Source organism: Bradyrhizobium yuanmingense, from assembly GCF_029167105.1.
Lineage (GTDB): Bacteria > Pseudomonadota > Alphaproteobacteria > Rhizobiales > Xanthobacteraceae > Bradyrhizobium > Bradyrhizobium yuanmingense_A.
Genome location: NZ_JARFML010000025.1, coordinates 40,444 through 65,147, shown reverse-complemented (window position 1 = coordinate 65,147; position 24,704 = coordinate 40,444). Strand labels below are relative to the sequence as shown.

The following is a 24,704-nucleotide window of genomic DNA, read 5'->3' as shown; positions in this document are numbered from 1 at the left end:
AGAGGCTCGCCGTGCTCCACCTTATACTGTCCAGATTTCCTCGAATTGCAGCGTGACTGGGCCAAGTCGCCGGGTCGTTGCTGGATCGCTTGTGTGCTTTGAGGAACGATATCCCGCTGTCGGTCCAGCTTGATGCTGTTGAATTCCTACCCGTTCATCTGCACCCCCGCCTCGAGCGCCAGCGCAACTGACTGCACGATCGCAGCAAAACGCACTGCGGTGTGGATCGCGTCGGAACCAACGCTCGCCTCCCGCAGCGCCTTCTCGTGAGCATCTATGCAGGCGCCGCAGCCATTTATGGCTGAGACCCCAAGCGACCACAGCTCGAAATCGGCCTTGTCCACGCCGGGATTGCCGATCACGTTCATGCGCAGCCTCGCGGGCATCGACTTGTATTCCGCGTTGGAGACGAGGTGAACAAAGCGATAGTAGACGTTGTTCATCGCCATTATGCAGGCCGCAGATTTTGCCGCTGCGATTGCCGCGGGCCCCATGATGGAGGCCGCAGCCGATTCCATCGCGGTGATCACCTCGCGGTTGCGCGTGGCAACTGCGCTCGCCAGCAATAGCCCATACTTGCTTTGTGGCGACAGCTTATCATCGGCCATCATCGCCGCCAGGTTCAGCCTGATGTCCTTGGCGAAATCGGGAAGTTGCTCGCTCAGTTGTTCGAGTGGTGACATACTGCCTCAACTAATCGTAAGCGTTTCGCCGCCGATCTCGCGGTTGCAAGGACAGAGTTCGTCGGTCTGCAGCGCGTCGAGGACGCGCAGCGTGTCCTTTGGGTTGCGACCAACGTTGAGATTGGTCGCATAGACGTGTTGGATGATGTTGTCGGGGTCAGCTATAAAACTGTAGCGATAGGCGACGCCCTCAGGCGAGCGCACGCCGAGGCCATCGATCAGCGTTCCCTTGGTGTCGGCAAACTGCCAAATTGGCAAATTGTTAAGGCTCTCGTGCGCCCGGCGCCAGGCAAGCTTGCAGAACTCGTTATCGGTCGAGCCACCTAGTACAATCGCGTCGCGCTCGCTGAAATCCTTGGACAGCCGGGCAAACTCGGCGATCTCAGTGGGGCAGACAAACGTAAAATCTTTGGGGTAGAAGAAGATGATCTTCCATTTCCCCGGGAAGCTCTCTTCAGTCAGTGTCTCGAACGCGCTCTGCCCTTCTTCCTCCTGCGCGTGAAAGCCGGGCTTCACGCCTGTAATCTCGAATGTTGGCAACTTACTTCCAATTCCAAGCATGCTGTATCCTCCCAAGATCGCCCAGCGTAGATCGTAATGCCATTAGCGAAGCAAGCTATATGCCATTCGTTCCCAAGTGCGGTTTGTTGGATGGGTAACAACCGACGCTTGGCTGCAGGCATCTGAGAAGCGATTTTGGATAGATACTGAACAAGATCGACTTACGACGGCTCATAAGGTGGAGCGGAGTGGACACGGCGACTTAGGTTGTCGCATAGATGACGAACGAGCCGGTGATGATCTTGGGCTTGGGTCTGCAGTACCCGCTCAGGCGATGATCGAGCGCTCCGGTATGATCATCTCAAGAAGCAACTGGGTTAAAGCCCGCCGATGGCCTGCCACCAGTTCGCGATGACGGACCACTCGCAGGCTAGCGTTGTGCCGAAATCCCCGTTGAAATTGCGCCAGTCGGAAAAGCGTCTCTCGGGAACGGCGGTGAGAAGGGGAAGGCCACGGGAAATCGCGTCAGCAAATTCGGCGCGTAGGCCCTGGCCAAATGCTTCCTGCCTGGAGAACTTGTTGATCACGATTAGATCGACATCGTCCCTAATCGCGCGCGACACAACAGCCGCCGCTTCGGCAAGCCCACCAGTATCGAGTTTGCAGGACATAGCTCCGCCGCCGAGTGTCTGGGAGACTGAAATCTTAGTGCCTGTCGCAACGTCGACTGCGAGCATGGTCGTCGTGCCGTTTGCGTTCCTCACGTTTCGCTGAACGATGCCGCCGATGCGTACGCCTCCACGCGCGAGATCATGGGCGAAGTTGGCGAGCAGCGTATCGACGTCGTCGCTCGGCCGATAGACAACAGGCGCTATGCGGCTCAGAGCGATCTCAGCAATGTTGCCGATCAGGGGCCGATCCTGTTGTTGTTCGTTTCACCCAGTGGTGCTTGTTTGTCCGCCATCTGCTGCTGGTGGAAGCTGCCATCGCTTGTAGTGGCGGTTTTGAAACCCGCAGTCCGAAGGACATGCCGGATCTCGGCGAACACATCCGCCCGTCGGTGAGCCCGAGCTCATCAAAGGAGCGGCGTGCGATGCGTGGCGGCACCTGCGCTTGAGAGCCTCTAGTCTCGAGCATGAGCATCGCTGACCTCGGCTGCGTCGTATGCGCAGACAAGCTCTCATGCTCGTCCGAAAGACATTCAGGATTGAACTTGCGTGCGGTGGCCCGCGCGCGAATGCTGACTTGCTGTTGTGCAGTCGGTAACGCACGCCGGGCTTAAGGAGCGCCACATGGAAGATAGAAGGCAGATGCGGCGGGTGGAGCGTGGTCTCCCGGCCGCACCTCGTCATGGATGGCACAGAAGCCAGCCGGCAGATGCTCACTGCGAGCGATGCAGCGGGCTACAAAGGTAGCCGTCATATCTTTGGCCGGTATGCGCAATCGCGGACTATCGGATGCTCGCGAGATAGCTGCTGACGCGCGAGCTCGGCACGACTCGATTGTGCCATTCTCACTTTCTTATCCTCGCGCTTAACGTCTCGATCAAGATTACGAGGAGGATGACCGCAACCGCGAGAGCCACCATTCCGCCGGAGCTTAATTCGGTCGAGCGCCACATCTCCACCGGGCCATTAGGGCCGCACACCGGCAGTTTTATGGTGGGCGTCCCCGCCTGGTGGGGGAACGTGGCGGTGGAATTCCGGACGCGGTCGCCGATCGCACAGGTGAAGCGGCGTTCCGGATACGCTGTACCCTCCATCAGTTTGATGGGAAGGAGATCAACGGTAGAGGTACGCATGAATGACATGGCTTGCACAGGGTAAGGTGGAATACCCTCGGGCGCACCAAATCGCGCTACAGCCTCGTGTCCGTCTCTCTCATTGAAGGATGCAACATTCTTTTGGGCGAGTAGTAGGGACCTCGCGCCGGCAGCAAAATTGATGTTCATCAGCTCCAAATTTGCGAACATCAGCATCATCAGAGTTGTATTAACCAGAACCAATGGGCGAGCCTCATCAGAAACTCGGAGCGCGGTTCGCTACGACGGATCATTTCGCGGCAGCGCCTTGCTTCTTATCTCAGCAATCTGCGTGCCAATCGGGGGATACTGTGTCGCGACTTGCTCGGCCAATGATCCAGCCCAGAATCCGGCATAAGCTGCTTGGAATGGCCGCGTGCGGTGTCGTCGCAGTCAATCATCGGATATAAATGCCCAACGCTCATAGGGCTTGAATCATACGTAGCGTCAGGTTGTACGATGCTGTGGTCAGGTGATGATCCGGTTCCATGAAGAGAGTTAAGATTGCGGATGTCTCACCTGTCTAAAGCTTGCTCCGCAAATGCCGGTTATGAAATCGTCACGTTTTGCACGGGGTAGCGCTTGCCAATTCGAGCCGGCAGCGGGTCCGCAACAGAACCGCCGTTTGTCGCATCAGCGCCAACTTCGGTCCGGCTAAGTTCGATCTCCGATGTTCCGGCGTGCTGTGATCTGCAAGGGGTCCGAATTATGTTCGAGTTCGTGCGAGTCGGTTTAGATGGAGCTCTCAGTGATTTCACGATCTGCGATCGACTTGGCCCCACAGAGGTGTTGGGCGTAACTGATCGTGAGATTGTCTGCTTTTGGCGGAATGTCTCTAGCTATGTACAAGATCCGTTTGCCAGATGTCGCGGCAATGATCGTGTCGTTCTGCGCTCTTTCGCTGTGTCTGGCTGCTTCCACTTGGCCTCGAGATAAATGGTGCCGTCAGGCAGGCATTGGAGTGCTTAAAATGTCATATGTTGCCTTGTTGAACTTCAGGCAGTCGATCTCGATTGCCTTGGCTCGACTGGGAGCATGCTATCGCGGTGGAAGGTTGATCCGAATACGACTCAGGGGTGGGGTCGATACGCAAGAGTGCGTTTCGCTGCCCTTTATGTTTTGAATACGTCGGCGTTAACAGGTGATGTCGCTCATTGTGGCGGAAGACAATGATGGACACAGTATAAGGAGATACGGTGAATCGAATGCAGCGCACTTGCTGGGCACTCAGAGCACGTCACTATGCAGCATGGCTTGTTGTGCTTGCGACAACAACAGCTCTTTGTACGGAATACGCCCAGGCGCGAGATCGGAGGACGGAAGAGATGTTGATGCCCTGCAGACCAGACGTACTCCGCTTCTGTGATCGTTTTAACGGGCCAGGAGATGAAGACGTCGTTGTGTTTTGTCTCAGCGACAATCATAGAAGCCTGCGCAGGGCATGCCGCCACGCGATGCCGGTTGCGGCAAATGGAAAAGTAGTCTCAAGACAAGGCGCATTAAAAAGATCGCCGTCCACCGTCGCGGGTCGGGAGGGAGCGTCCAAGCTGCAACTTAGGCGTGGTACAAGCTATGACACGGCGATAGAGCCTGGATCGCGCTGAATAAATTGGAAAAGATCGGTCGGGGAAGCAGGAGGCCTCACCATCCGAGTGCCGGACGTGACCCTCATCACGGATGAGTGCGAGCGCGGCCCATTGTCATCGTGATCGGAGCGTATGTTCTGGTCGTGAATTTGGGCAGTTCAACACCCGCATAGGCTTCGAATCCACATCAGAATCGGAACGTCAAAGGAAATGTGGTCTCCAAAAGGCGCTCAAATGCAGAACTCTGTTCAAGAAGACGCTTCTCAATAGCCTTGCGATCCGCATCAGGCAATCCCGTAAGAAGCAACTGACGATAACGCCAAATGCCGTTCCGAACCGATCTGATCTCACTCAGTCTATCATCAATCGAAGTCATCCCGCATGCCGACCTGGTTTACAACTCACCTTTAAAAAATTGTCCATCTCGACGCGTTATTAGGCGTCGCTCCGTCATACGATGACAATTGTCTTCGTGCTTGGGAGCGTGCAATATCGCTGCCAATGGCCTCGAGGAACATCGCAGATGGTTCAGTTCGGGCGAGGCTTTCAATTACCAATAATCGTGTTAGCACGACGTGTGCGACAGGAGTTGTCGTCTATCACGGAGTTTAGCTGCGTCGTTGGCATGTGCATTGCGGAATTCCTGCAAATCCAAGCTGTCTGCCGGCAATCATAGTTGATGTCTTAGATAATCTCTCCACTCGCCAAAACCGTCGATGTATTTTGATTCTCGGGAATTGAGCGGTGCTAAAGGGCATCTGGAATCGGTCGCCGTCGCAAGTTTGGCAGGGAAGGGCAATCACACGACGCACCTAACGAAGGCCGCAGCCTGCCCGTGCGTCGTTACAACGTGCCGAACGAGCTGATTCGAGCAACCCGTCGTCTGCTGCTGTCAGCTTTCCTCACGAACCATGACGCCGCACAAGATTCTTTTGCAAAATCGGCACGCGGAAGCTTGAATCGCACGTAGCGTAAGGTTGTACAAGCCGGCGGTTCGCAGGTCGATACTGAGACATTGTCGGCCTCATGCTGCCAACTCACCGTATTTGCCATCCGCGGAAAATATCATGCTGGAAGAATTTGTTGTCGCTGCTCTGGTCGCTCTCTCTGGTTTTGGAGCAGGTTACGCCGTGGGTAGCTGGCGTTTTCGCAAACGGCATGAGAGCGCTCGACGGTATAACGCTTACTCTCGCTCGCCTCCTGTTGATCGTCCCACTTCCCCGAAAAAGCGCGCGTTTTGATTGGACCTAGCAGATAGCTCATGTTCACCGGCATGGGACTTAGCGCTCTAGGTCTCGTCGGCGCGGGTGAAGGCCTGGTGAAGCCTTTCCAGAGATCTTCACCGCGCTCGCGCTGCGAGCGTAAACAGCCCTGCGTGAGCGTTAGAGGAAAAGTGAGATAAAAGTCGGTCAGGTGAGGTTAGAGGAGACGATCTTAAGTAAACCGCTGATGACGTGTCGTGACGTGTTCTATCGACGTCGGAAGCCGGATCCGGGATGCCTATCCGACGACCAAGGGTTGGCCGATCCTGCCGACCACCAAGCCGGCGTCCAACGTCAATGCGGCGGCCCTGCACAGGCACTGATCTCGTCGAGCTGGCGGAGATCGCTAAATGGGTTCGTCCAGTCCTGGTAGCGAAGTGCGCTACAAGAGGCGGTTCTATTCCTTGAAGTTTCAAGAGGGGTGCGCAGATCGATTCCATATCCAGAAGCGGAGACGCCGTGTGTTGCCGGGCAAGAATTCAATTTTGGGAGTGGCGCTGCCGCGGCGGCAGGGCCTCTCACTTCTATGAGCCTCCTCCTGTCACGAGGATGCACAGCGATCCTGCGGCCCCGCAAGAACTCGCCGCCGTGGCCCGCACATGGAATCTCTTCGGGACATTCGATCGGCGCATATTACTCGGCGCCGTGAACAGCCAGCGTTCGAAGTCCCTCGTCGTCCACCCATCACGGACCCCTAGGTCGATCAGGACCGCCCGATGCAGACGCTAACCGTCGATCGGCTGATGCCGACTAAAGGTGATCTGCCGCTCGCAGGGCAAGGACGTGCTGATAACTCCAAATTTCTCGAGTTTCCGCACCAGCGCTCTCGGCGCGCATCAGACCTCCCCTTGCTGGGCCGCAAAGCGGGTGTTCCACGCATCGCCAGCTTCTGCTTGCCAAAGCAGGTCGAGCGTGACGTCTCAGCGTGCGCCACGAAGCATTGCAGCATACGTCCGACCGACTCTTGCGCAAATGACAGGCCGCCACTGTGACACCTGTACACCAACTACCGCGACATTCCATCTCGATTTGTCAATTTCGCATAGTACAGCGTGCTGTGCACTTGATCATTGCGTATCCAAGCCTACAACCTGACGCTACGCGAGATTCAAGTTGTTTCAACGCCAACCTACATTCGAACCAGCGCAGACATTATCTAACTCCTTGTCATCGCGCTGTGGTCGCTCACCACGGCCTTTGCGACGCTTCCAACCACTCCCGCAAAAAGCGTCAGAGATTTCAGATTCGTCTCGTCTTCATCATCATTGCGCGGCACGTTCTGCCCGCCATCAAATATAGCTGTCCATGATTCAGGTCGGCACCATCTCAAAAGTCGATTGTCCCTCGTTCTGCCATGTTCGCCCCCAAATCAGACGCTTATCGCTGGCGCATGTCGCGTCGGCGAAAGCGAGTGTCTTAGGGGAATTCCATGGTGAAGCCAGTTGTGATTGTAGTCGGCGCGGACAAGGGGGGAGTAGGAAAGACGACAGTATCACGCACGCTTCTGGACTACTTCAGCAAAAACAACGTGCAGACACGTGCGTTCGACACGGAGGCGCCGCGTGGAACCTTGAAGCGCTTTTACCCTGAGATCACGGAGATCGTCGATATGACGACGACTGCGGACCAGATGAAGATCTTCGACACCCTGAACTCAGGGCTCTGCGTCACAATCATTGATGCTCGTGCAGGCTTGTTGTCCTCAGCACTGGCCTCCTTGCGCGACATCGGCTTCTTGGATGCCGCGCGATCCGGCCAAATCACCTTTGCCGTATTTCATATCTTGGGCCCCTCCATAGCTTCGCTGGATGAGATCGCCGAGACCGCAACTTTCATGGCCGGCACGAAATATTTTTTGGTCAAGAACTTCATCAACGACACTCAGTTTTTCCAGTGGGACCAATCGACCTATAATTCGTATTTCCACCGCATCAAATACGCGACCGAGTTGACCATACCGAAGCTCAACGCGATGGCATATGAGCAGGTCGAAGTCGCTTCGGTCCCATTCGTGGACTTTGTCGCAAATAAGGGTCGGCAGGATGAAGCGGCTAACTACTCCTTCGTGCTGCGCGGCTATGTACGACACTGGCTGGCGAACGTCTGGAGCGAATACGATCGCATCAACTTGACCGAACTGGCTGGCGCCAAATCGGCAACCCGCAGCGGGGAGAAATAAGCGCTTGCTTCGCAGGCAAAGAGGTGCGCCCGCATGAAACTCTCGATCGAACGCTGGCGATGTTAGCAACGCCCGTCTACATCATCTGTTCTCCTTGCCCGCAGGTTGGTAAAACACTCATCGCTCGCCTAGTGAGCGAGTTCTTGCTGCTGAAGAACGGCACGGCGGCCTCCTTCGACGTCAGTCTGAAGGAGCCGTCTTTGCTCGATTACCTACCCAAAATCACGGAGACCGCAGATGTGATAGATACTTACGGCAAGATGCAGCTGATGGATCCACTTATCTTTCACGATCGCGTCGCCAAGGTGATTGACCTCGGCTTCCATGCGTTCGATGAATTCTTCAAGATGTGCCATGAAATCGGCTTCATGAAAGAGACGGTGCGCCGGTATGTTGCGCCGATCGTCCTATTCGTCGCGGGCAGTGACCGCATCTCCTGGCGTAATTATGAGATGTTGCGGCAACAGATTCCGCCAGGAGCGCTGGTCACCGTCCACAATGAATTCGTGCTGCGCGGCGAATTACCTGAAGCCATGCTTGGCGAGCATGTGCTCAGAATCCCAGCTTTGCCGGCATTTCTAAGAGTCTACATAGACCGACTGGGTTTCTCCTTCACCGGATATCTGCGCGATGAGAAGGATTGGTCCACGGAGCTCCATCAATGGATCCGACGAAACTACACAATGATTCGCGATTTGGAACTAAGCGTGGTGACGCAACAGCGCTACAAACCTGCATCGCCTTTTGGACGGGCCAGGTGGCACGAGCGCTAGGTGCCCCGTGAGCTAACCCCGACCGCGGGACTATCGAGGCCGGATCGTTAAGTGATCTCGACCGCTCCCAAGTGCAACGTTAGGTCGATGGCTGTCGCGCCTTTGCGACAAAGGCCATCAGCATGCGTCGTTTAGGACTTGGCAGAACTTGGCCTTGTAAAGCGCAACCGACGACACGAGGCCCGCTTCGGGCTCGCGCTCTCGGTATAATCCTGGAGACTCGTGAGTGGCGCGGGGCATTGCCGCCGCGCGCTACTTGAACCGCGTGGCTCATTCCGCCCCGTCATCCGTTGATCCCGCAGCCCAGACGGCGAACGGGCCTCGATTGTGCCGCTTGAGCGCAACAAAGGTCTACATCGCCGGCGTCTATCCTCGGAAACCGTTTGCATTTTCGCGTTGCCCCTCCTCGGTTATGTTTCAATTCGCCGGTTGCTGATGAGTCCGCACGGCCGGGTCAGCTTTTAGCGCTCCGATGAGACGAGGCTCAACCAATCGGATGCGCAACTTGTGCTCCCGTCGTGCCGATCGGCATGAGAGGAACCGTGCTAGCGAGCGGCTTGTAACGCCGAAGGCGCCCCGCTCTCGTCGCTTGGCGGGGCGCGGCTGGAGCGAGGCTTACTCGCAGGCCTTGCGTGGTCGCGACCGGGGAAGCCTGCAGCCTTCGCCGCCTTCGTCAGCTTGCGTACATCGGTGCGTTTAACACGGGGCGCCGAGCATGATGTTGTCACTGACGACGTAGCGCGCTGCCGCTCCTGCAGCCGATACTAGTTGGTGGAAGCATTCTTGCGGAGCTCCTATATGCGCTGAAGATTGCGATGTTGCTGACAAAAGCCGGCTCAGGCCGGTTCGGAAGAGGCGCAGATCATTCTACATGCTCACTGGCGATCCCGGCCCACCAATTTGCAAGCAAATCACGGTCGGATGAGCAGAATTCAGACCGGCATCACAGTACTGAATGACTGGCGACTACAGGCAGGGTCAAGGAGGCGAGTCACGAGGTGGGAATTTGCCGGCTGTCGCCAGTTTAGGTGATACGTCTGCTTGACTGCGGTTTCCGCTTGTCCCCAGAACTGCACCGGAAGACCGTAACGAGAGTACGATCGGGAGCGGGTGGAGGTGGCCAATAGCTGGCATGTACTACTTCTCAATCGAGTACACACACGATCTCGATTCGAGCGGTCAGCATCTCAGCCGCAAGTTTCCTCTCTTCAAGACTAACGTCGGTGGCGCCCGGTTCGTCTATTTATGCCGCAGTGGGGTAGGGTCTTTGACAATCCAGCATTTCGGACTTGATCTATTCTGCTTAAGACACCCACCTCGCGAAACCGAACGATGACGAGCTAGTATTGCGTTTGGGCGATGCAAGGGAAGTGTTTCCATTCCGAAAGGGTCAGCATAGCGCGATGTGGCACGGCAGTTGCTGGAAGATGGAAGGATGGTTCGCGGCACTAGTGGCAGTGCAGTGGCCGCCGAGGGCTTGGATGAGACGTCGTCAGCGGGGCAAAATCGGATCGACCCATGTGCAGTGTTGCAGGCGATGCTCGATCTCAGTGTTCCCGCGAGGTCATGGATAGGTCCGGCGACTGCGGTCATTTGGTATCGCGTTCGAGCGGCAATGGGGAAGCTGGTCTATCTGCCGGCTGGGCGAACCAACACGGAGAAAATTATGAAGCTTGGACTATTTTATGAGCATCAATTGCCACGTCCGTGGAAAGACGGCAGCGAGCAGGAACTGTTCTGCAACGCGCTGGAGCAGATCGGACTCGCTGACCGGCTTGGCTTCGATCACGTGTGGCAGGTCGAACATCATTTCCTTGAGGAGTACTCCCACTCGTCGGCACCGGAAGTCTTTCTGGGTGCCGTGTCTCAACGCACAAAGAACATACGCCTCGGCCATGGCGTTTGCCTTTCGCCGCCAAATTACAATCACCCGGCGCGGGTCGCCGAACGCCTCGCGACGCTCGATGTAATCTCTGGGGGGCGCGTCGATTGGGGAACCGGAGAATCTGCCTCTCTAATCGAGATGCATGGCTTTGGAATAGAGCCGGAAGCGAAGAGCGACATGTGGCGGGAGGGTGTCGAACAGGCCGCCAATATGATGACGATGCAGCCATACCCCGGATATGACGGCCAATTTTTCAGAATGCCGGCCCGCAATGTCGTGCCAAAACCAGTTCAGAAGCCGCATCCACCGATCTAGATGGCGTGTTCACGACGCGAGAGCATCTTGCGCGCGGCACGTCACGGGCTGGGGGCTCTGGTTTTTGGCTTTGTCGAGGCTTCCCAAGCCAAAGTCTGGCGCGATGAGTATTACAATATCATCAAGTCGGAAGAGTGCGTTCCCATTGGTCATTCGGTTAATGCCAATATCGCCGCGCTCAACGGGATGATGGTTCATGACAACGCCGAAGAAGCCATGCGTCGTGGGCTTGATGGCTTTAGGTTCTTTGGCTATTCGATCGCGCATTACGCGGTGTATGACGAACACCGTCCCGGACGCACGGATCTGTGGCGGCGATTCCAAACGATCAAGGCGGACATGAAGGACACGCCAGGCTCTGGCAGCATCGGACGGCCTCAGAGTGTTCGCGAGCATCTTATGGGATATGCGGATATCGGCATCGATCAGATGATCTTTATCCAGCAGTGCGGTATGAATAAGCACGAACATATCTGCGAAGCACTCGAGCTGTTCGCCACAGAGGTCATGCCTGCACTGAAAGAAAAGGAAGACCGGCGCGTCCGCCGTAAAGAGGAAGAACTGGCACCCTACGTGGAGAGAGCACTTGCGCGAAAGTTACGGAGGCCCAAGCTGTCTGAATCGGACATCCCAAGCGTTGAGGCGATCGGCGTCGTTCTCGAGCGACGTACAGGCAAGGATTACGCTTCAGCAGGAGGTGCCTACGCAGATCCGACCCGTGGCGGCGCCATCCCGATGGTTTCGCGGGAGGCCTTTATCAGGTCGGCCAAGGGCGAGCTATAGCAATGCCGAGATGGGTTAGAGACATTGTGAATTGAGCGCCGAAGCCCTGCTTAATAGTCTCAGCACTTCAATCTCTCCGAACCTGACCATCTCCCCGAGATCTGCACAGATCACAATACGACTCGCTGTCCTTAGCTTTAAGTATAGGCGCAGATCCTCGATCGGTTGCGTTATGACAACGCGCATCTCGGCAAGAGCCTGCCCATTGTCGTTCAAGGCGAACAGGCTGGGTTCGCTCTTGCCAAAAACGAAGATCGTCGTGTTCGATGGCACCTGGTGATCCGCGATCGTCGGACCAGCAAGAAAGATGCTCGCCGCCTGTGATGCAGTCAGATGAATTGACCTGCCCTGATAGGAAAGAGTCAGCCATCCGTTGATGCCGTCCGCAGCCGCAGGCCGCGGCGCTGCTTTTGCATCACGCTTTGTCTAAACGGCGGCAGTAAGTGGGAACAGCAGAGCAAGCGCGCTTAGGATGCAGGAAAGATCAGGACGGACAGACGTTAGGGGCTGGCGAAAGTCGATCGTCCATGGCCGCCGGCAGCGCTATTAGCAGCTCAAGCGAATCGTTGCTTTCACGTTCGAGGCTAGGCGCTAGGCACCCGATGCTGCGCTATTCAGTTCAAGAGTATAACCGATGCCGCGCACGGTCTTGATGATTAGCGTCGCACCCGATTGGTTCAAATGGGTGCGTAGTCGATAGATGCCGACTTCTAGCGCATTGGTCGAGACTTCTTCGTCAAACGCATAAAGCCCGTCCTCTAATGACGCTCGCAGCACGGTGCGGCCAGCGCGGCTGAGCAGGTGTTCAAGAATGCACACTTCGCGACGCGCGATCCTTAATAGCCGACCACCAACTGAGACCTGCCGGGCGATCGGATCAAAATGTAGATTGCCGAATGTGACGACGGGCGCCGTCATTTGCGTTGACCGTCGCAGAATGGCTCGCATGCGCGCAATGAGTTCATCGATAGACACAGGTTTGGGCAGGAAATCGTCCGCGCCGGCATTGAAAACCGCAATCCGGCGGCCGAGATCGTTGAAGCTGCTCATCATCATGACAGGGATTGGACGTCCCTCGCGTCTCAACTGCTTCAGCCAATCCAAGCTGTCTCCGTCCGGAAGAACTGAATCGAGCAGGAGAATGTCTTATTTGGCGCAATCCAGAGCGGCTTTCGCCTCATCCAGGGTGCGTGTCACATCAACTGCGAATCCGCAATCCAGTAGAGCGCCCTTCACGGTGCTCGCAAAATCCGCATGATGATCAACCAGGAGCATTCGCATTTCAGCGCCTCTTCTCTATCTACTAAGACCTGAGCGCATCACAGTCGATCAAGAGGTCCGGCGAATCTGAACAGCTCCCGCTTGGCGTAGACCGTAGAGGCGAAGAGCGACGAAGGAGAGCATGTCGATCATCCACCATTCTCTGGCGAACCATTCTCAGTCGTTATTGGCGCGACGTGTCGGAAAACTTACAATCTGACGTTAGGTGCGATTCAAGTCCTTTGAGGGGCTGGGTGCATTACCTTCAAGGCTTGCGGGGCTCCTGAAGCTGCGACCAACGCAGGCGGAGCCACGCGATAGGTCAGCCGTGGAGACCTCCCAACGCGGTGAGCATTTTCCGGCTCGTTCATTGGCGCATTCATGAGGCGCTGTGAATGGAAGTGGGCGAGAAGCGCTTTGCGGAGTTCAGGCAAAGCATAGTCATAAGACATGGCCTTGATCGATTCGCGTCAGCCATTGGGAGCCGACTGTTATTTTGCGGCCACATGCCCGGAGCTGAACCACGGAATCGGCGTCCTATAAAACCATGTGGCTGCCCAGTCGAATTCATCAGCAATCGACCAAAGTGAGAGAACCATCGTCACATGACACTTCGTGAATGCTGCCTCTAAAATCAGCTTGACCATGAGTCGTCGGCAAAATCGGTTGTTGAATGGAACGCATCTATGTGGCGGATAACTATGGCACAACACACCGGATGCTGCGGCATGGTCAGGGTGACGAACGGAGCCAACTACGAGGCCTATGGCGGCCGGACCACGCTAAAAGCCGTGCCAACAGAGCGTTCAGCACGCACACGGTGGTCAGAGACCGCAGCCCAGCCCGCCGATGATGTAGAGCATCTTACGAGGTTGGGCGCTGAGATCCCACTCGTCGTTTTCTGGCTGATACCTGAAGCGCTCGTCGCGGAAACAGTTCGACGACAACCTCGAACTGACTATCCGCGGCATAGGTCTGCTCCGACGAAGACCAGGATGCTGCGCGACTTCATGACAAGCCCGTCGCGATGAGCTGCATCCAGATATCACTTGGAACATCGAGCCACTGTGCTGCCGTTCTTATCGCCGAGCCAGCTGAAGCGCCTGATGAGGTCGACCGATCGACGAACCGCAGCATGGAGCAATGCGGCACGCCTCTACAAGTTGACTGACGATGCTCAGCCCTCGTCCTAGGCTGCGCGATCACCACCTTTCGCATCCGTAACAGCTCTGACAGGACTCCTGCACTTTCAGCACCGCTAGACGAGTTAGGATCGTCGGGTTCTTCTCGCCCCGCGCGGCCAGAGTTAGAATCTTCTCGGCGAGACAAGCCTTTAACGAAGACGTTCGCTTCGCTTCGGGCACCATCCGGACAGCATCCTCCAGAGCACCTCTCAGAACAGCATACAACTTGGTTTGAGAGGCCGGATGTGTCATGCGCAAAATCCTCGGAACGATTCTAGTAGTGTCTGGCCGGCCTGCCCCAGTCCTCCTGATGGGCTTGATAATGATGCTTCGTTTTGATGGCGGTGGCCGGTGGCTCAGCTCGTCCGTGTTGAATACAATGAATATGGCGGGTTCAATGTGACAGTGGAGCTCACATACAGCTTAATTTTCTGTTCTCCTCATTCCCGGCTGATCTTGACAGAAACCGGACCGTCAAATCGACGGCTTAGGCGTTGTGAAAGCATTCTGCCCTGATGGCGTCCAGATCAAGTTGAAGTGACGCCTGAGCTTCGCGGCCTCGTCTTTGATCGGACACGCAGTTAGTGTGTGTGTGTCATTGAACGGGAATGAGGACCAGCCGAGGCCGCACCGTCTCGACAGGTAAGTATTAAGACCAGGTAGATGTTGCGGTTCAAGCGGTCCAGCGGCATTGAGGCGCGGAACCTCACCTGGCGAGGCGGAAACGGCCCCGGGGGGCCGGGGCGGCTCCGCCAGCTCGGCGGTTGAAGCAGAAGTCTCGGAGCCGACCGGCGCAGCCGTTCTGGATGGTAAGCTGGTCGATCAGAATGACTGAAACAGTGTTCGTGTTTCCTTCGACAGGATTGGCGGGGCGAAAAATGTTTGATGTCTATCGCAATGGGAAGGGCGACGTCCTCGTTCTAGGCACAGGCTCCGCGATACCCGGCACTTACTCCGCCAATAAGTGGCGCAAGAGCAGAAAAAGAATTCTCAAAGTAAGCGACGAGATTAGGTCAACCGTTGCGCGACAAGGGTATTACGTTCGTAGGTTGCGGGCCATGAAAAACGGATGATTTAGTTCGAGCGCGTCCGGCGACAAGTGTCCTCTCATCTGCCACCATCATCACGACCAGCCGCTATCCTCCTCTTGCGGCTGTAGACCGCTGTTTGGCCAAGTTGCAGCAGAGGCCGGGCCATTCCCGAGCCAATGTTTGCCGAAGTTCGATAGCGCTCATTCAGCTTGATACTAGATACCGGCTGCTCGCAACCTCATAACAACTGCTTTGGCATAAATTCCGAACACTGACATTGTACAAATGCTCGGCGCGGCCATGTGATTGTGGCGACGACCAGTCCGAGTTGGCCTGTTCCGTGTCCGGCGTGTAGCTGCATTTTCGTCGTCGCTTACTTGACTACCTTGAACGCAATCTGGCGCGAACGGCGCCAAGGCGACCTTCGCGAAAGAAGGGGGCCACCTAACTCATCTCAAACCGTATTTAGTATCTGACCGCACTGGACCAGGCGCAGCGCGCTCGTCTGGGTCAAAAGCGTGTTGGCAATGGCCGCAAGGAGCGCGGGAAGGGCGCCGACGGTCGTCAGCAGAAGACCAAGGACGAAGAAGAACGTAGCGAATTCGTAGAGGGTCAGGACCATGCCGCGCAACACCTGCGTCGCCATCACGGCTCCGCGGTTAGCGACAATCGCCAGGATGGTTCCGAACACGGGAAAGCTCGCCAACACGCCGGCCGCTTTCGCGCCGACAAAGGCGGCCGCGGTCAAAGTAAGAACGATGGTCGTCCCTATCAGCATGCGCGCAGGCAAATCCCACCAGGATGTTGGGATGGCGCTGCGGATTGCCGTGCAATGTGGAATGAGGGTAACCGCTGCGGTGAGCGTGACCAGAACCACAAGGAAAAATCCCCAATGCGCCAGCGGCAGAGGCTGGAGCAGGGAGCCGGCGAGCCGCATAGGCTGCGGCGCCGCCCAACACGGCGGGCCACCCAGCCTTTCCGGGCAAGAAGCGCGTAGCCAAGGCTGAAGCAGGACTGAGCGGCAGTGCCGATCACCAAGCCGTTGATGGCAGCTGCGGCGAAATCCGGGCCGTACTGGACGGCCAGGAACGCAGCGACCCGGCCTGACATCAGCGGCAACCTGACCAGCCAGCCGCCGATGGCATCTCCCCAACGGCACCGGGCCAGGGAGGCGGCGAAGATGAGAAGGGGCCGCAGGATCAGGTTGAGGACGACGAGGCTCATTCGTCCGGCGCAGCTTCCTCGGGCCTTGCGCCGGTGCCCGCTGCAGGGGCGAGACCGATGATGATCAGGACGACGCCAGCGCCTAAGAGCAAGAGTGTACGCCGAACATCATAGCGACCGCCGCGATGCCGAACACAGGCTGAAGGTACTGACGCTCGCTGCGACGGGAGCCGACACCGTTCTCAGGATGTAGAACACAACCCTGCGACACTGACCGTCAGCCCGAGGCCGCCGCAGCTATCGCCCCGGCCACGAGACGGACCTCTCTGTGCGACAGCTTCCAGGCATACCATGGCATCATCGCGAGAAACCCGAAGAGCGTGCTCCAGGCCACGACGGCGGCGGTATCGCACTCGCGCGTAATCGACGCTCCAGATGTAGAAGGCGATCGCGACGGCCGAGAGCAGCATCCAGAACGCGCCTACCCCGCCGGATCAAGCCACCGAGCCGGTCGCCTGATCGCTTCCGAGCGCAACCAGACCGATGCCGGCGAACGCGGCCAGGAGACCAAGCTGCTGGCGGCCGGTGACGCACTGATTCCAGTCGAAAGGTCGCGAACACCACGCCGAAGAGGCCAGCCTATCGGCCTTTCTTGACGAGAGCTTGGCGCGGACGGGCTGAACGCGGAGACAGTATTCTTGCAATAGCGGGCATTGCCCCGCACTTATTCAAGGCTTTCGGGAGTGGGATGATACTTCCGAGCCATGCGGTTGGGAACGCAAGGCCATGGGAGTTCCAAGCGCCGATAGAAGAACGGCGGCGGCCCCAAGCCACTGTGTTGCGGTCAGGGTTTCCTGAAGGAAGATGGAGGCGAAAATGGCTGTAAACACGGGAACGAGCGGTAGCAACAGTGCGGCGGCGGTCGCGCTCATTCGCTGCAGCGCAATCCCGTAGAGTAGAAAGGGGATCGAAAGGAGCAACAATCCTGATCCGACCACCGGAACAACATCGCCGATGGTCACAGAGAGCGTCGGCAATGGGCGAAAGCCAATCCACGCAAATGCGACCAGCGCAAACGCGACGATCTGGCTCGCCGTTGTAAGGCGCAATGTATCTACGCTTTCCGACATCACACGGACCACTATGCTGTAAAGTGAGGCGAATAGCACGCCGGCGAGAACGAGAGCGACGCCCAATCCCCGAGCAGCGGAAGGATCAGGGTCAGAGGTCCAGCTCAAAAAGCCGACCCCGGCAACAGCCAACAAGCAGAGGAAGATGATAGCACGGTTAGGGATCTCGCCAAGGATGAACCACGCAAGAAATATGATCAATGGCGGTTCAACTGCAAACAGCATCGCCTCCACCGAGGCCGGCAGCATCGATAGCCCAAAGATCGACAGACCAGACGCAAGCGCCGGCTGCAGGATGCCGGGGAGGCCAGCACGCCAATCGCTCAAACGAGGCGGCGCGCCTGACCAGATTGATAATACGGTCAGGCTTGCGGCACTTACAGCCAGCTGCCCTGTTAACAGCGAGAGCGGCTCGATGCAGCAGAGCGCGGCCTTGGACAGAACGTTGCCGATGCTCCAGCTCACCGTCGCGAGTGTTCCGCAAAGGAGCGGTAGGAAGAGTGGTGGGCTGCTCATTCACGGCGTTCCACTTGGCTAACCTGTTTGACACCGGGCCAGTAAAAGCAGTGCTGGACACGGGTGATGGAGGATTGTGCTATCTAAAGGCAATTCGCTAAGATTAGATCGGGCTTGTTCAGGGCCGTATCGATCGCGCGTCCGATGATCGAATGGGTAGAGTTCAGGAAGCAAGAATGTCGATGACGCCCGAGATGAATGACAGCTGCGGTAGCAATCTACTAAGCGGCAGCGATGATGTGCTGGTCACCTTGCGCACCAACAAGAAGAGCGCTGTCGTTTCAGATCCAATGTCCGCGGGGGTCTCCTTTCACCACTTGTCGTCAATGCTGCCATCGTTGAAAAGCGAGGTCCGGGACGCTGCACCAAGAGCAGCGCCAACCGCGATCCCAACAAGATCACAGATTAGAACGGCCCCATCATGTAGGCAGCCAACTTACTGACCTTCACCAGACTGGACGACTGTGACCAGTCTCCCTGGCTTGCAGCGCGTCTTGAGCTGCGCTGACTTCATATCGTCAAGGCCGCACGAGAGACCTAAAGGCAGGTCGACGGGCCGCCGATCCCCTTACTGCGTCTTCAGGAGATCGCAGGAACTCTTCGCGGCTGCCCCCCACGCATTTTCGGCAGGAATAGTCTCCGTTATCTCGTAGTAGTCGTTGATAATTCGATTCGATCGGCGCCTTTATGCGCGCGGCGTGGAGTGGCCGCATCACCTGGCCACCGGGGCGGATTCTAACATTCTTCATTTTAAAAATCTTTGATCGAGGTGTTCCTCATCTGTCGCACCACCGCCTCACCTTCATCGGTCCGTATCGCAGCAATTGCCTTGAGATAGTGCGTGACGGCACTGTACGTGCTCGCCTGCGCCTCGTTCGGGATCCTGCCATCGAATGCCGCCTTGTAACGCTTCGCGAAGGCGCGCGTCTCCTCCGTCATGTCCCAGTAGAGCCGACGCTCGCCTCGTAAATAGCCAACAAAATCGTCAACCTGCGCATGAAGCTGATCACTTCCTGAAGTAAGTGACATCATGTCTGCATGGTGTGATTTTTGCGGTCTTTGGGATGGAGCTGGCGAGGACAACGGGCAGACCAAAAAGGCTGGTCTGGTGTTGCTACCATCAGCCATGCGGCCTTGTATCTCCGACAACCTCGCGCAGGCACCTACCAGGAATGGTGGCTGCAGGTTCGCGCGGAGCACCATCCCGACGCCGCCTGCCTTCCCATGCTCGACGGCGATGTCGCCGCGATTGCGGCCGCGCCGGTGTCGATGAGTGCGCTCGATTGGGAGCTCAGGTACACAATATCTTTGGCCAGTGAAGGAAGGTGTACCTGAATGTCCGACGACAGACCCAATATCGATCCGTATCCGCTCAGCTCTTATGTCGCCTGGGTGGGCAGCCGTAATAAGGGGTCGATCCTGAAAACGTCCAACAACTGTTTTCCACGAAGGGTGACGCGCTTGAAGTAGCATCTGGGTTGCGAAAGTTTCCACCGGCTGTGCCGCCAACATCCCCTTCAGCGCGGGCCTTAGCGCAATCCACAGAACGCCCTAAGCGTCCACAGCACGGTCGAAAGCGTCCCAGCTTCACGCCTAGCTCGAGGCGGATGACCGCTCCACTCACCCTCTCGATCACCTCGGAGGGTTTGCTGGCCGAGCAGCGATCGCACAAGGCGTCGTTTGCCGTCGAAATACGCTCGGATCTGCCGGCTGTGCCGCCACCGCTTCCGGAGCCAATTTCGGTTAGCACGAAGTGCGGTGCCTTGCCGGGCACCGCAGCCGCACCTGGCGTCGCCACGCCGTGAGAGCCCGCGGGAAACGCCATTGAGCCGCGCTGCCTCGGAGATCTTCGCGCTATTCTCAAAGCTCTCCGCAGCGACCCTTGCTTTCTTCTCGCCCGTCCACCGCTGCCGGCGGCGCTCCCCCAGTGATCACGTCGAGGCGACGATAGGAGTCACCTTCCTGCTCGGCATCAAGCATGCATTTGCCATCGCTTGACCCCCACCGATCGGCTCATGCCAGGCTGTATCGCAGGCGAGCCATAGTGAGCTGGGATCTGATGCGGTTATTATCGCCCGCGAGCAGCAGTGCGCAATCGCTCCCCGTTAAATCGACTCCGTGAATATGCTCAAGCGACGCGAGCCGGTTTCGCTGGCGCAACCGGCTAGGTGGTGCCTCAAGTTGGCTAACTGTCCGCTGCAATTGGCCAATGCTGGACTCCGTCGCACGATCATGGAGACATCAATAGGGACGGTGTGAGCCGGGCAGCGATGCTGGGCGAGAACGGGGTGCGGAAGCTCGCCCGGAACTTGCATCAGCGGTTGTCCCTGGAAAAGCGTCACGAGAGAAGCTCTGACCGTGTCATGCACGAATGTCAGCTATCAGTGGACCCAAGGGAGAGTCTGCCTGACTCGCTTTTGCCGGACCTGATGTAGGTGTTTTCCGAGTATCTTTCTGTGGTGGGCTTACTCGAAGTCATATTCTGCTTTTGTGGCCGTCCTGGCAAAATAATGCTTTTCCTATCTCAAATGGGACTGGCTCCCGTGTCTGGATGGGGTAGTTCTACTAGTGATTGAGCTGGGTCCTGCCGAGAAGCGATTTTGGCAGAACTTTTATTCCAACGTGGAGAGAATTCATGGACGTTAAAAAACTGTCGGTGAAAGAAGCGGCGGCAGCGGCCGCTAAATGTGCGGCGACGGCTGCGCAATGCGCCGCTACGGCTGCCAAATGTGCGGCGACTGCAGCGCAAGCACAAGCAAAAGCCGCCGCAGCGCGATGCTCCGCAACCGCTGCGCGGTGCGCTGCGACCGCAGCGAGATGCGCCGCAACTGCGGCGAAGTGCGCGGCAGAACATCCGTGACTGACGGACTCTGATCCGGCTTGGCCTTGGCGCATCGCCGTCGGCGTGGTGCCAAGGCTATTGGAGACCTCGGAAATGAGCGTTCCCCGCTTGGGCGTTGGGCTTCAGTTCAATCCTGAATTGATTGGTTGGTTTCCGTTTCTGGACCAGCCGCTTGATGCGCTGGAAATATTGTTCGACTCGATCATGAGTCCTCTTGATGGGCCGGGGCTTATTTCTCCCCGCGCCGTCGATCTTATGCGCGATATCGCGGATAAATATCCGCTCCTCGGACATTCGAACTACGGCGGTGACTTCGGCTTCGACGATCTGAAGAGCACGGCGGCCGTGCGGCGGCACGTTCCGCTCTCTCAGAAACTAAATGTTTGCTCAGTTGCGAACCACTGTTTTTATGGCGACGCCTCCTGGTCCGATGTTTGGAGCAGTCCGTTACAGTTCTCGCGGGCTGAGGCTGTTCGTGTGGCGGCAAGGGCGCGCGCGCTTCAAGATCTTTACGGCGTTCCGCTCGCGCACGAAAATGCGGCGTACTACCGCGTGTGCCCCGGCAGCGATCTGCCCGAAGAGGAATTCCTTGCGCGAATGCTTGAGCTATCAGGCACCTACTTGCACCTGGATTTGCACAATCTGTATGCGAACGAGCAGAACCACCGCGCGAAAGGCTATTCCATTGATCGATTTCTGAGCACTATACCGCTCGACCGTATCATCACCATTCACATGGCGGGAGGGCGTTGGATCAACGGTCAGTATCACGACCTTCATGATACCCAGGTTGCGGACGCCGTTTGGGATCTGCTCGACGATGTTTTGTCGCGCGCCCGTCCTGGCGCCGTCATCCTCGAATATGAAACCCAATCCCTCTATTGCAATGGGGAAATGGCTGATACCGGCCGTACCACCGATCTAATCCTCTCGGATCTCGAGCGGGGACGTGTGGCATGGGATCGCGCCTACGGCCGGGCGAGCAGGCGCACCACCCGCAGCGAGGCTGCCTGATGGACGCACAGCTGGTTTGGGATACCTGGCGCCGCGTATTGACAGACGATCGCCTTGCGAATTGGGTCATGGATCCCAACCCAAGGGCCCAAGATCTCCATGGCTGCACGGCGACTGAGCTAGCAATACTGGCCGACTATGCGGGCACACCCGCGCCGACCGAATCCAACATTGGCATGTATCGTCGCGGATTGGTCAGGAATGCTCTTGGTGCGCTGGACCTTGTCCCGCTCACCCGCCGTCTGCTGCACGCGAGTGGACTCGATATCGAGGCAGTTGCGGCAGAGTTCGTGCAGTCGTCCGGTTACGCTGACAACGGGCCTTACTTCTGGCGGACCGCGGCGGCTTTTGTTGCATATTTGACCGGTCGTCCGGAGTTCTTCGCCCGCGCGCGTCAAGACGTGCTGGCGATCGACGCGGCGGCGATTGCGCTTGCCCGGGGGCTTGGTGAATACGCTCCCCCGACATGGCCGAATACCGCGGCGGAGGCCTTCTCGGCAGGGACGAGCCCGAGGAATTTGCGGTCAACCCGCTTCGTCGCCCATCCGGCGGCAACGATGATTTCGTCATCCTGCGACCTCACCCCATGGATTGAAAGTCCGTTCGACTTCGACCCCGGCCAGGACCTTGAAGCCTCTGAGCGACATTGGCTGATTTATCTTCCGGCTGCCGAAGCTGGCCACGAATATGCGGAACTTTCGCAGCGGGCCGCCCGCCTCTTTGACGTTCTTCGCTTCCCGAAGAGCTTGGTGGAGTTGTCGACGGCTCTGAACGATGTCCCCTACGCTAATGTGCTCTCGCTGATCGATAGTTTGGCGTCGCTCGGCGTCATCGTAGGCGAATCGGATCTGCGACAAATGTCTATGGGACAGGGAAGGCAAAAAGACGATCTCGATCTTTCTTGCCACCGGATTTGCGGCTCTGCGCCTCATGAAACTGCTTGAGCGCCTTCAGAACCCCAGTGCGGATAGCCTTTCCGGCGGACTGCCGCACGATGATTTTGTCATGCTCGATCCGGCTGTCGAGGTTCTGGACGTCGAGATTGCCGAACATCGATTGCTCAGTCACCGCTACTTCGAAACCGGCATGGTCGTACCACCCGGCGATGGCTTAATGGATTTTGTCACTACGCTCATCAACGAGCCCGTTAATCTCACGGCTCTGCGCGCTCAATTCGACGATCAGCACATTGTCGACAAGATGCTAGCTTCGCTGCGCCAGCACGGCTTTATGCACGTTACCTCGCAAGCGAGGCCGTCGGTAGAACAGCTTGAGCATCTGAGATCTATCGCGGAAAGGGCGCGCACCTCAACCTTGCGCCGCTCCATCGTGATCGACCTGGATGCCGAGAGTTCAATCGAGCAGATCTCCACACGCCTTAAGGATGAAATACATCCGCCGGAGCTGCTGCTGTGTTGCGCGCAGCTGGCGGATCATAAGTCAATTTTGGGCGAACTGGCCCGCCTTCGTCAGACCGGTATCACTCGAATGCACCAGACCGTGGTGCAAACGCGACACCTGCCATGCGACCGTGAACTCCGTCGTTCGCTTGTCCGGCTCGGCGCCTCGCTCTACCTTGATAGAATCTCTTGGCCCGTGCCGAACCACCCGATTCCCGGGCTGGAGGAGATGGTCAGCGATTGCGTTGCCGTCCATCTCATCATGACGCCAGACCTATCGATCCTGAATACGACCGAGCGGGCCCGCGTTCTGACCTGGGCGGCCTCGGCCTTCATCTCAGGTCTGTGCTTACGGTTGGATCCGGAAGCTCTCTGGCCAGTGAGCGATGCCGGCGAAGATGATTTTGTCGCCATTTTCAACGCTGTCCGGGCGATCGAGAACACGCTGGGCGATGTCCTGATCCTTGATTTACCAAGCGATGAAGTGCTGCTGGGCCATGCGGCGTCTTCTACGCCTCCCGTCGGGCTGTCTGATTTTGCCAAGCGGTTTCGCGCGGCCTATTTGCGATGGCGTTTGCCGTTGTTGAAGGCGTGCGAGAACGACAACAGCTGGAGCCAAGTACCAGAAGTCGAGGACAAACTGGTCCGCGCGCAAGAGGATCTGATCCCAAATCACCCGGAATTGCTGCTGCTCAAGCCAGGGAGCATCGTCGTCGACGTGTGCGGCGGCTTAGGACGTGTTGCACGGCGATTGTCGCCATCGGTTGGCAAAGACGGACTCGTTATTTCGGTCGAGATGTTTCGGTGCCTGAGCGATTTGGCGCGCCGATTCGCCTCCGAACGAAACTTCACGAACCTCCATTTTCGTCCTGGCCTTGCGCAGCGTCTGGCTCTGCCCGATGCGTCAGTTGACGCTGCCATCAATGAATGGACCGGAGGCATCTGGGAGCTTGGACTAGGACCGAGCATGGTCAAAGAAATGGCGCGGGTCGTTCGCCCAGGAGGGCGCATCGCGATTACCCATCGTCTCGTGCAGCTTCATCTTGCCTCGCTCGCCCAGCCGTGGGTCCAGTATAACGAAATCTATGATTGGATTCGCAAAGCCTGTGTACATCCGGACCTGACCATCATCGCGGAGCGCATTTGGGGGCAAATCGTTCCGTCGCTGGTGGGCGAGCATGCAAGCCTTTGGCGCAAGCAGTATATGCCCCGGCTGATAAATCCCTTCGACGTGATCTACAGATTCGACGACAGTCCAGATACGCGCGCCGACGTTTATCTGACGATCATCGCGCAACGGCAATGATCTATTCAAGTGGCAGGCTCGACAGCGTGAGGTCCGACAATGAGATCGCGAGAATCCGCTTTTGAGGAAGCACGCTCTTCACTGCGACG

18 protein-coding genes and 1 pseudogene are annotated in these 24,704 nt (G+C 57.3%); 9 read left to right on the top strand and 10 right to left on the bottom strand.

Translation table 11 applies throughout. The features are described from left to right. Nucleotides 1-146 precede the first annotated feature (146 nt). From P0R31_RS27895 to P0R31_RS27880, 4 genes are all read right to left on the bottom strand, one after another. Nucleotides 147-683 (bottom strand): carboxymuconolactone decarboxylase family protein, encoded by a 537-nt coding sequence (locus P0R31_RS27895; RefSeq protein WP_275501581.1) that lies wholly within the window; start codon nucleotides 681-683, stop codon nucleotides 147-149. A gap of 6 nt (nucleotides 684-689) precedes the next feature. Then, nucleotides 690-1,244 carry a peroxiredoxin gene (locus P0R31_RS27890; RefSeq protein ID WP_275501580.1) on the bottom strand — a complete coding sequence of 185 codons (555 nt, stop codon included), beginning with the start codon at nucleotides 1,242-1,244 and terminating at the stop codon, nucleotides 690-692. A 317-nt stretch (nucleotides 1,245-1,561) separates the two neighbouring features. Next, nucleotides 1,562-2,059: a DUF2478 domain-containing protein gene (locus P0R31_RS27885; RefSeq protein WP_275501662.1), complete on the bottom strand. Its 498-nt coding sequence runs from the start codon at nucleotides 2,057-2,059 to the stop codon at nucleotides 1,562-1,564. A 638-nt stretch (nucleotides 2,060-2,697) separates the two neighbouring features. Next, the gene (locus P0R31_RS27880) at nucleotides 2,698-3,189 is read right to left on the bottom strand and encodes a hypothetical protein (protein ID WP_275501579.1); all 492 of its coding nucleotides are present in this window, start codon (nucleotides 3,187-3,189) and stop codon (nucleotides 2,698-2,700) included. Between the two features lie 2,841 nt (nucleotides 3,190-6,030). Here P0R31_RS27880 and P0R31_RS27875 point away from each other — a divergent pair. The 5 genes from P0R31_RS27875 to P0R31_RS27855 all read left to right on the top strand — a co-directional run bounded on the left by P0R31_RS27875 (nucleotide 6,031) and on the right by P0R31_RS27855 (nucleotide 11,768). Further along, complete coding sequence (locus tag P0R31_RS27875) at nucleotides 6,031-6,156, top strand: hypothetical protein (protein ID WP_275501578.1); 126 nt, start codon at nucleotides 6,031-6,033, stop codon at nucleotides 6,154-6,156. Nucleotides 6,157-7,262: 1,106 nt separating this feature from the next. Beyond that, nucleotides 7,263-8,012, top strand: a complete 750-nt coding sequence (locus P0R31_RS27870) for a hypothetical protein (protein WP_157286115.1) — start codon at nucleotides 7,263-7,265, stop codon at nucleotides 8,010-8,012. Between the two features lie 59 nt (nucleotides 8,013-8,071). Continuing rightward, a complete protein-coding gene (locus P0R31_RS27865) occupies nucleotides 8,072-8,785 on the top strand; it encodes a hypothetical protein (protein ID WP_275501659.1) in 714 nt (237 codons plus the stop codon). 1,615 nt (nucleotides 8,786-10,400) lie between these two features. Beyond that, nucleotides 10,401-10,985, top strand: a complete 585-nt coding sequence (locus P0R31_RS27860; RefSeq protein ID WP_275501577.1) for an LLM class flavin-dependent oxidoreductase — start codon at nucleotides 10,401-10,403, stop codon at nucleotides 10,983-10,985. 27 nt (nucleotides 10,986-11,012) lie between these two features. Next, complete coding sequence (locus P0R31_RS27855; protein WP_275501576.1) at nucleotides 11,013-11,768, top strand: hypothetical protein; 756 nt, start codon at nucleotides 11,013-11,015, stop codon at nucleotides 11,766-11,768. A gap of 15 nt (nucleotides 11,769-11,783) precedes the next feature. On the opposite strand, the gene P0R31_RS27850 is transcribed toward P0R31_RS27855, so the two are convergent. Both P0R31_RS27850 and P0R31_RS27845 read right to left on the bottom strand, forming a co-directional pair. Continuing rightward, complete coding sequence (locus P0R31_RS27850; protein WP_275501658.1) at nucleotides 11,784-12,101, bottom strand: pilus assembly protein N-terminal domain-containing protein; 318 nt, start codon at nucleotides 12,099-12,101, stop codon at nucleotides 11,784-11,786. Nucleotides 12,102-12,359: 258 nt separating this feature from the next. Continuing rightward, a pseudogene (locus tag P0R31_RS27845) lies at nucleotides 12,360-13,049 on the bottom strand (response regulator transcription factor). Between the two features lie 2,041 nt (nucleotides 13,050-15,090). On the opposite strand from P0R31_RS27845, the gene P0R31_RS27840 reads away from it, so the two are divergent. Further along, nucleotides 15,091-15,285 (top strand): hypothetical protein, encoded by a 195-nt coding sequence (locus P0R31_RS27840; protein WP_275501656.1) that lies wholly within the window; start codon nucleotides 15,091-15,093, stop codon nucleotides 15,283-15,285. A 412-nt stretch (nucleotides 15,286-15,697) separates the two neighbouring features. Here the strand turns inward: P0R31_RS27840 and P0R31_RS27835 are convergent, their stop codons facing one another. The 4 genes from P0R31_RS27835 to P0R31_RS41115 all read right to left on the bottom strand — a co-directional run bounded on the left by P0R31_RS27835 (nucleotide 15,698) and on the right by P0R31_RS41115 (nucleotide 19,981). After that, nucleotides 15,698-16,180, bottom strand: a complete 483-nt coding sequence (locus P0R31_RS27835) for a hypothetical protein (RefSeq protein ID WP_275501575.1) — start codon at nucleotides 16,178-16,180, stop codon at nucleotides 15,698-15,700. Nucleotides 16,181-17,135: 955 nt separating this feature from the next. Beyond that, nucleotides 17,136-18,053 carry a DMT family transporter gene (locus tag P0R31_RS27830; RefSeq protein ID WP_275501574.1) on the bottom strand — a complete coding sequence of 306 codons (918 nt, stop codon included), beginning with the start codon at nucleotides 18,051-18,053 and terminating at the stop codon, nucleotides 17,136-17,138. 750 nt (nucleotides 18,054-18,803) lie between these two features. Further along, complete coding sequence (locus tag P0R31_RS27825; protein WP_275501573.1) at nucleotides 18,804-19,181, bottom strand: ABC transporter substrate-binding protein; 378 nt, start codon at nucleotides 19,179-19,181, stop codon at nucleotides 18,804-18,806. A gap of 401 nt (nucleotides 19,182-19,582) precedes the next feature. Beyond that, nucleotides 19,583-19,981, bottom strand: a complete 399-nt coding sequence (locus tag P0R31_RS41115; protein WP_369292638.1) for a transposase — start codon at nucleotides 19,979-19,981, stop codon at nucleotides 19,583-19,585. Nucleotides 19,982-20,988: 1,007 nt separating this feature from the next. Here P0R31_RS41115 and P0R31_RS27815 point away from each other — a divergent pair. The 3 genes from P0R31_RS27815 to P0R31_RS27805 are packed head-to-tail and all read left to right on the top strand — an operon-like array spanning nucleotide 20,989 to nucleotide 24,615. Further along, nucleotides 20,989-21,909: a DUF692 domain-containing protein gene (locus P0R31_RS27815; protein WP_275501571.1), complete on the top strand. Its 921-nt coding sequence runs from the start codon at nucleotides 20,989-20,991 to the stop codon at nucleotides 21,907-21,909. Further along, nucleotides 21,909-22,853, top strand: a complete 945-nt coding sequence (locus tag P0R31_RS27810; RefSeq protein WP_275501570.1) for a hypothetical protein — start codon at nucleotides 21,909-21,911, stop codon at nucleotides 22,851-22,853. The genes P0R31_RS27815 and P0R31_RS27810 overlap by 1 nt, the downstream gene beginning before the upstream one ends. Next, a complete protein-coding gene (locus P0R31_RS27805; RefSeq protein ID WP_275501569.1) occupies nucleotides 22,840-24,615 on the top strand; it encodes a class I SAM-dependent methyltransferase in 1,776 nt (591 codons plus the stop codon). The genes P0R31_RS27810 and P0R31_RS27805 overlap by 14 nt, the downstream gene beginning before the upstream one ends. The last annotated feature ends 89 nt before the right edge of the window (nucleotides 24,616-24,704 follow it).

What these genes read in the sequence shown, in the direction of transcription:
- P0R31_RS27895 (WP_275501581.1), bottom strand. Translation starts at nt 683, where the DNA reads ATGTCACCACTCGAACAACTGAGCGAGCAACTTCCCGATTTCGCCAAG.
- P0R31_RS27890 (WP_275501580.1), bottom strand. Translation starts at nt 1,244, where the DNA reads ATGCTTGGAATTGGAAGTAAGTTGCCAACATTCGAGATTACAGGCGTG.
- P0R31_RS27870 (WP_157286115.1), top strand. Translation starts at nt 7,263, where the DNA reads ATGGTGAAGCCAGTTGTGATTGTAGTCGGCGCGGACAAGGGGGGAGTA.
- P0R31_RS27865 (WP_275501659.1), top strand. Translation starts at nt 8,072, where the DNA reads ATGTTAGCAACGCCCGTCTACATCATCTGTTCTCCTTGCCCGCAGGTT.
- P0R31_RS27860 (WP_275501577.1), top strand. Translation starts at nt 10,401, where the DNA reads ATGGGGAAGCTGGTCTATCTGCCGGCTGGGCGAACCAACACGGAGAAA.
- P0R31_RS27840 (WP_275501656.1), top strand. Translation starts at nt 15,091, where the DNA reads ATGTTTGATGTCTATCGCAATGGGAAGGGCGACGTCCTCGTTCTAGGC.
- P0R31_RS27835 (WP_275501575.1), bottom strand. Translation starts at nt 16,180, where the DNA reads ATGCGGCTCGCCGGCTCCCTGCTCCAGCCTCTGCCGCTGGCGCATTGG.
- P0R31_RS27830 (WP_275501574.1), bottom strand. Translation starts at nt 18,053, where the DNA reads ATGAGCAGCCCACCACTCTTCCTACCGCTCCTTTGCGGAACACTCGCG.
- P0R31_RS27825 (WP_275501573.1), bottom strand. Translation starts at nt 19,181, where the DNA reads ATGGCTGATGGTAGCAACACCAGACCAGCCTTTTTGGTCTGCCCGTTG.
- P0R31_RS27815 (WP_275501571.1), top strand. Translation starts at nt 20,989, where the DNA reads ATGAGCGTTCCCCGCTTGGGCGTTGGGCTTCAGTTCAATCCTGAATTG.
- P0R31_RS27810 (WP_275501570.1), top strand. Translation starts at nt 21,909, where the DNA reads ATGGACGCACAGCTGGTTTGGGATACCTGGCGCCGCGTATTGACAGAC.
- P0R31_RS27805 (WP_275501569.1), top strand. Translation starts at nt 22,840, where the DNA reads ATGAAACTGCTTGAGCGCCTTCAGAACCCCAGTGCGGATAGCCTTTCC.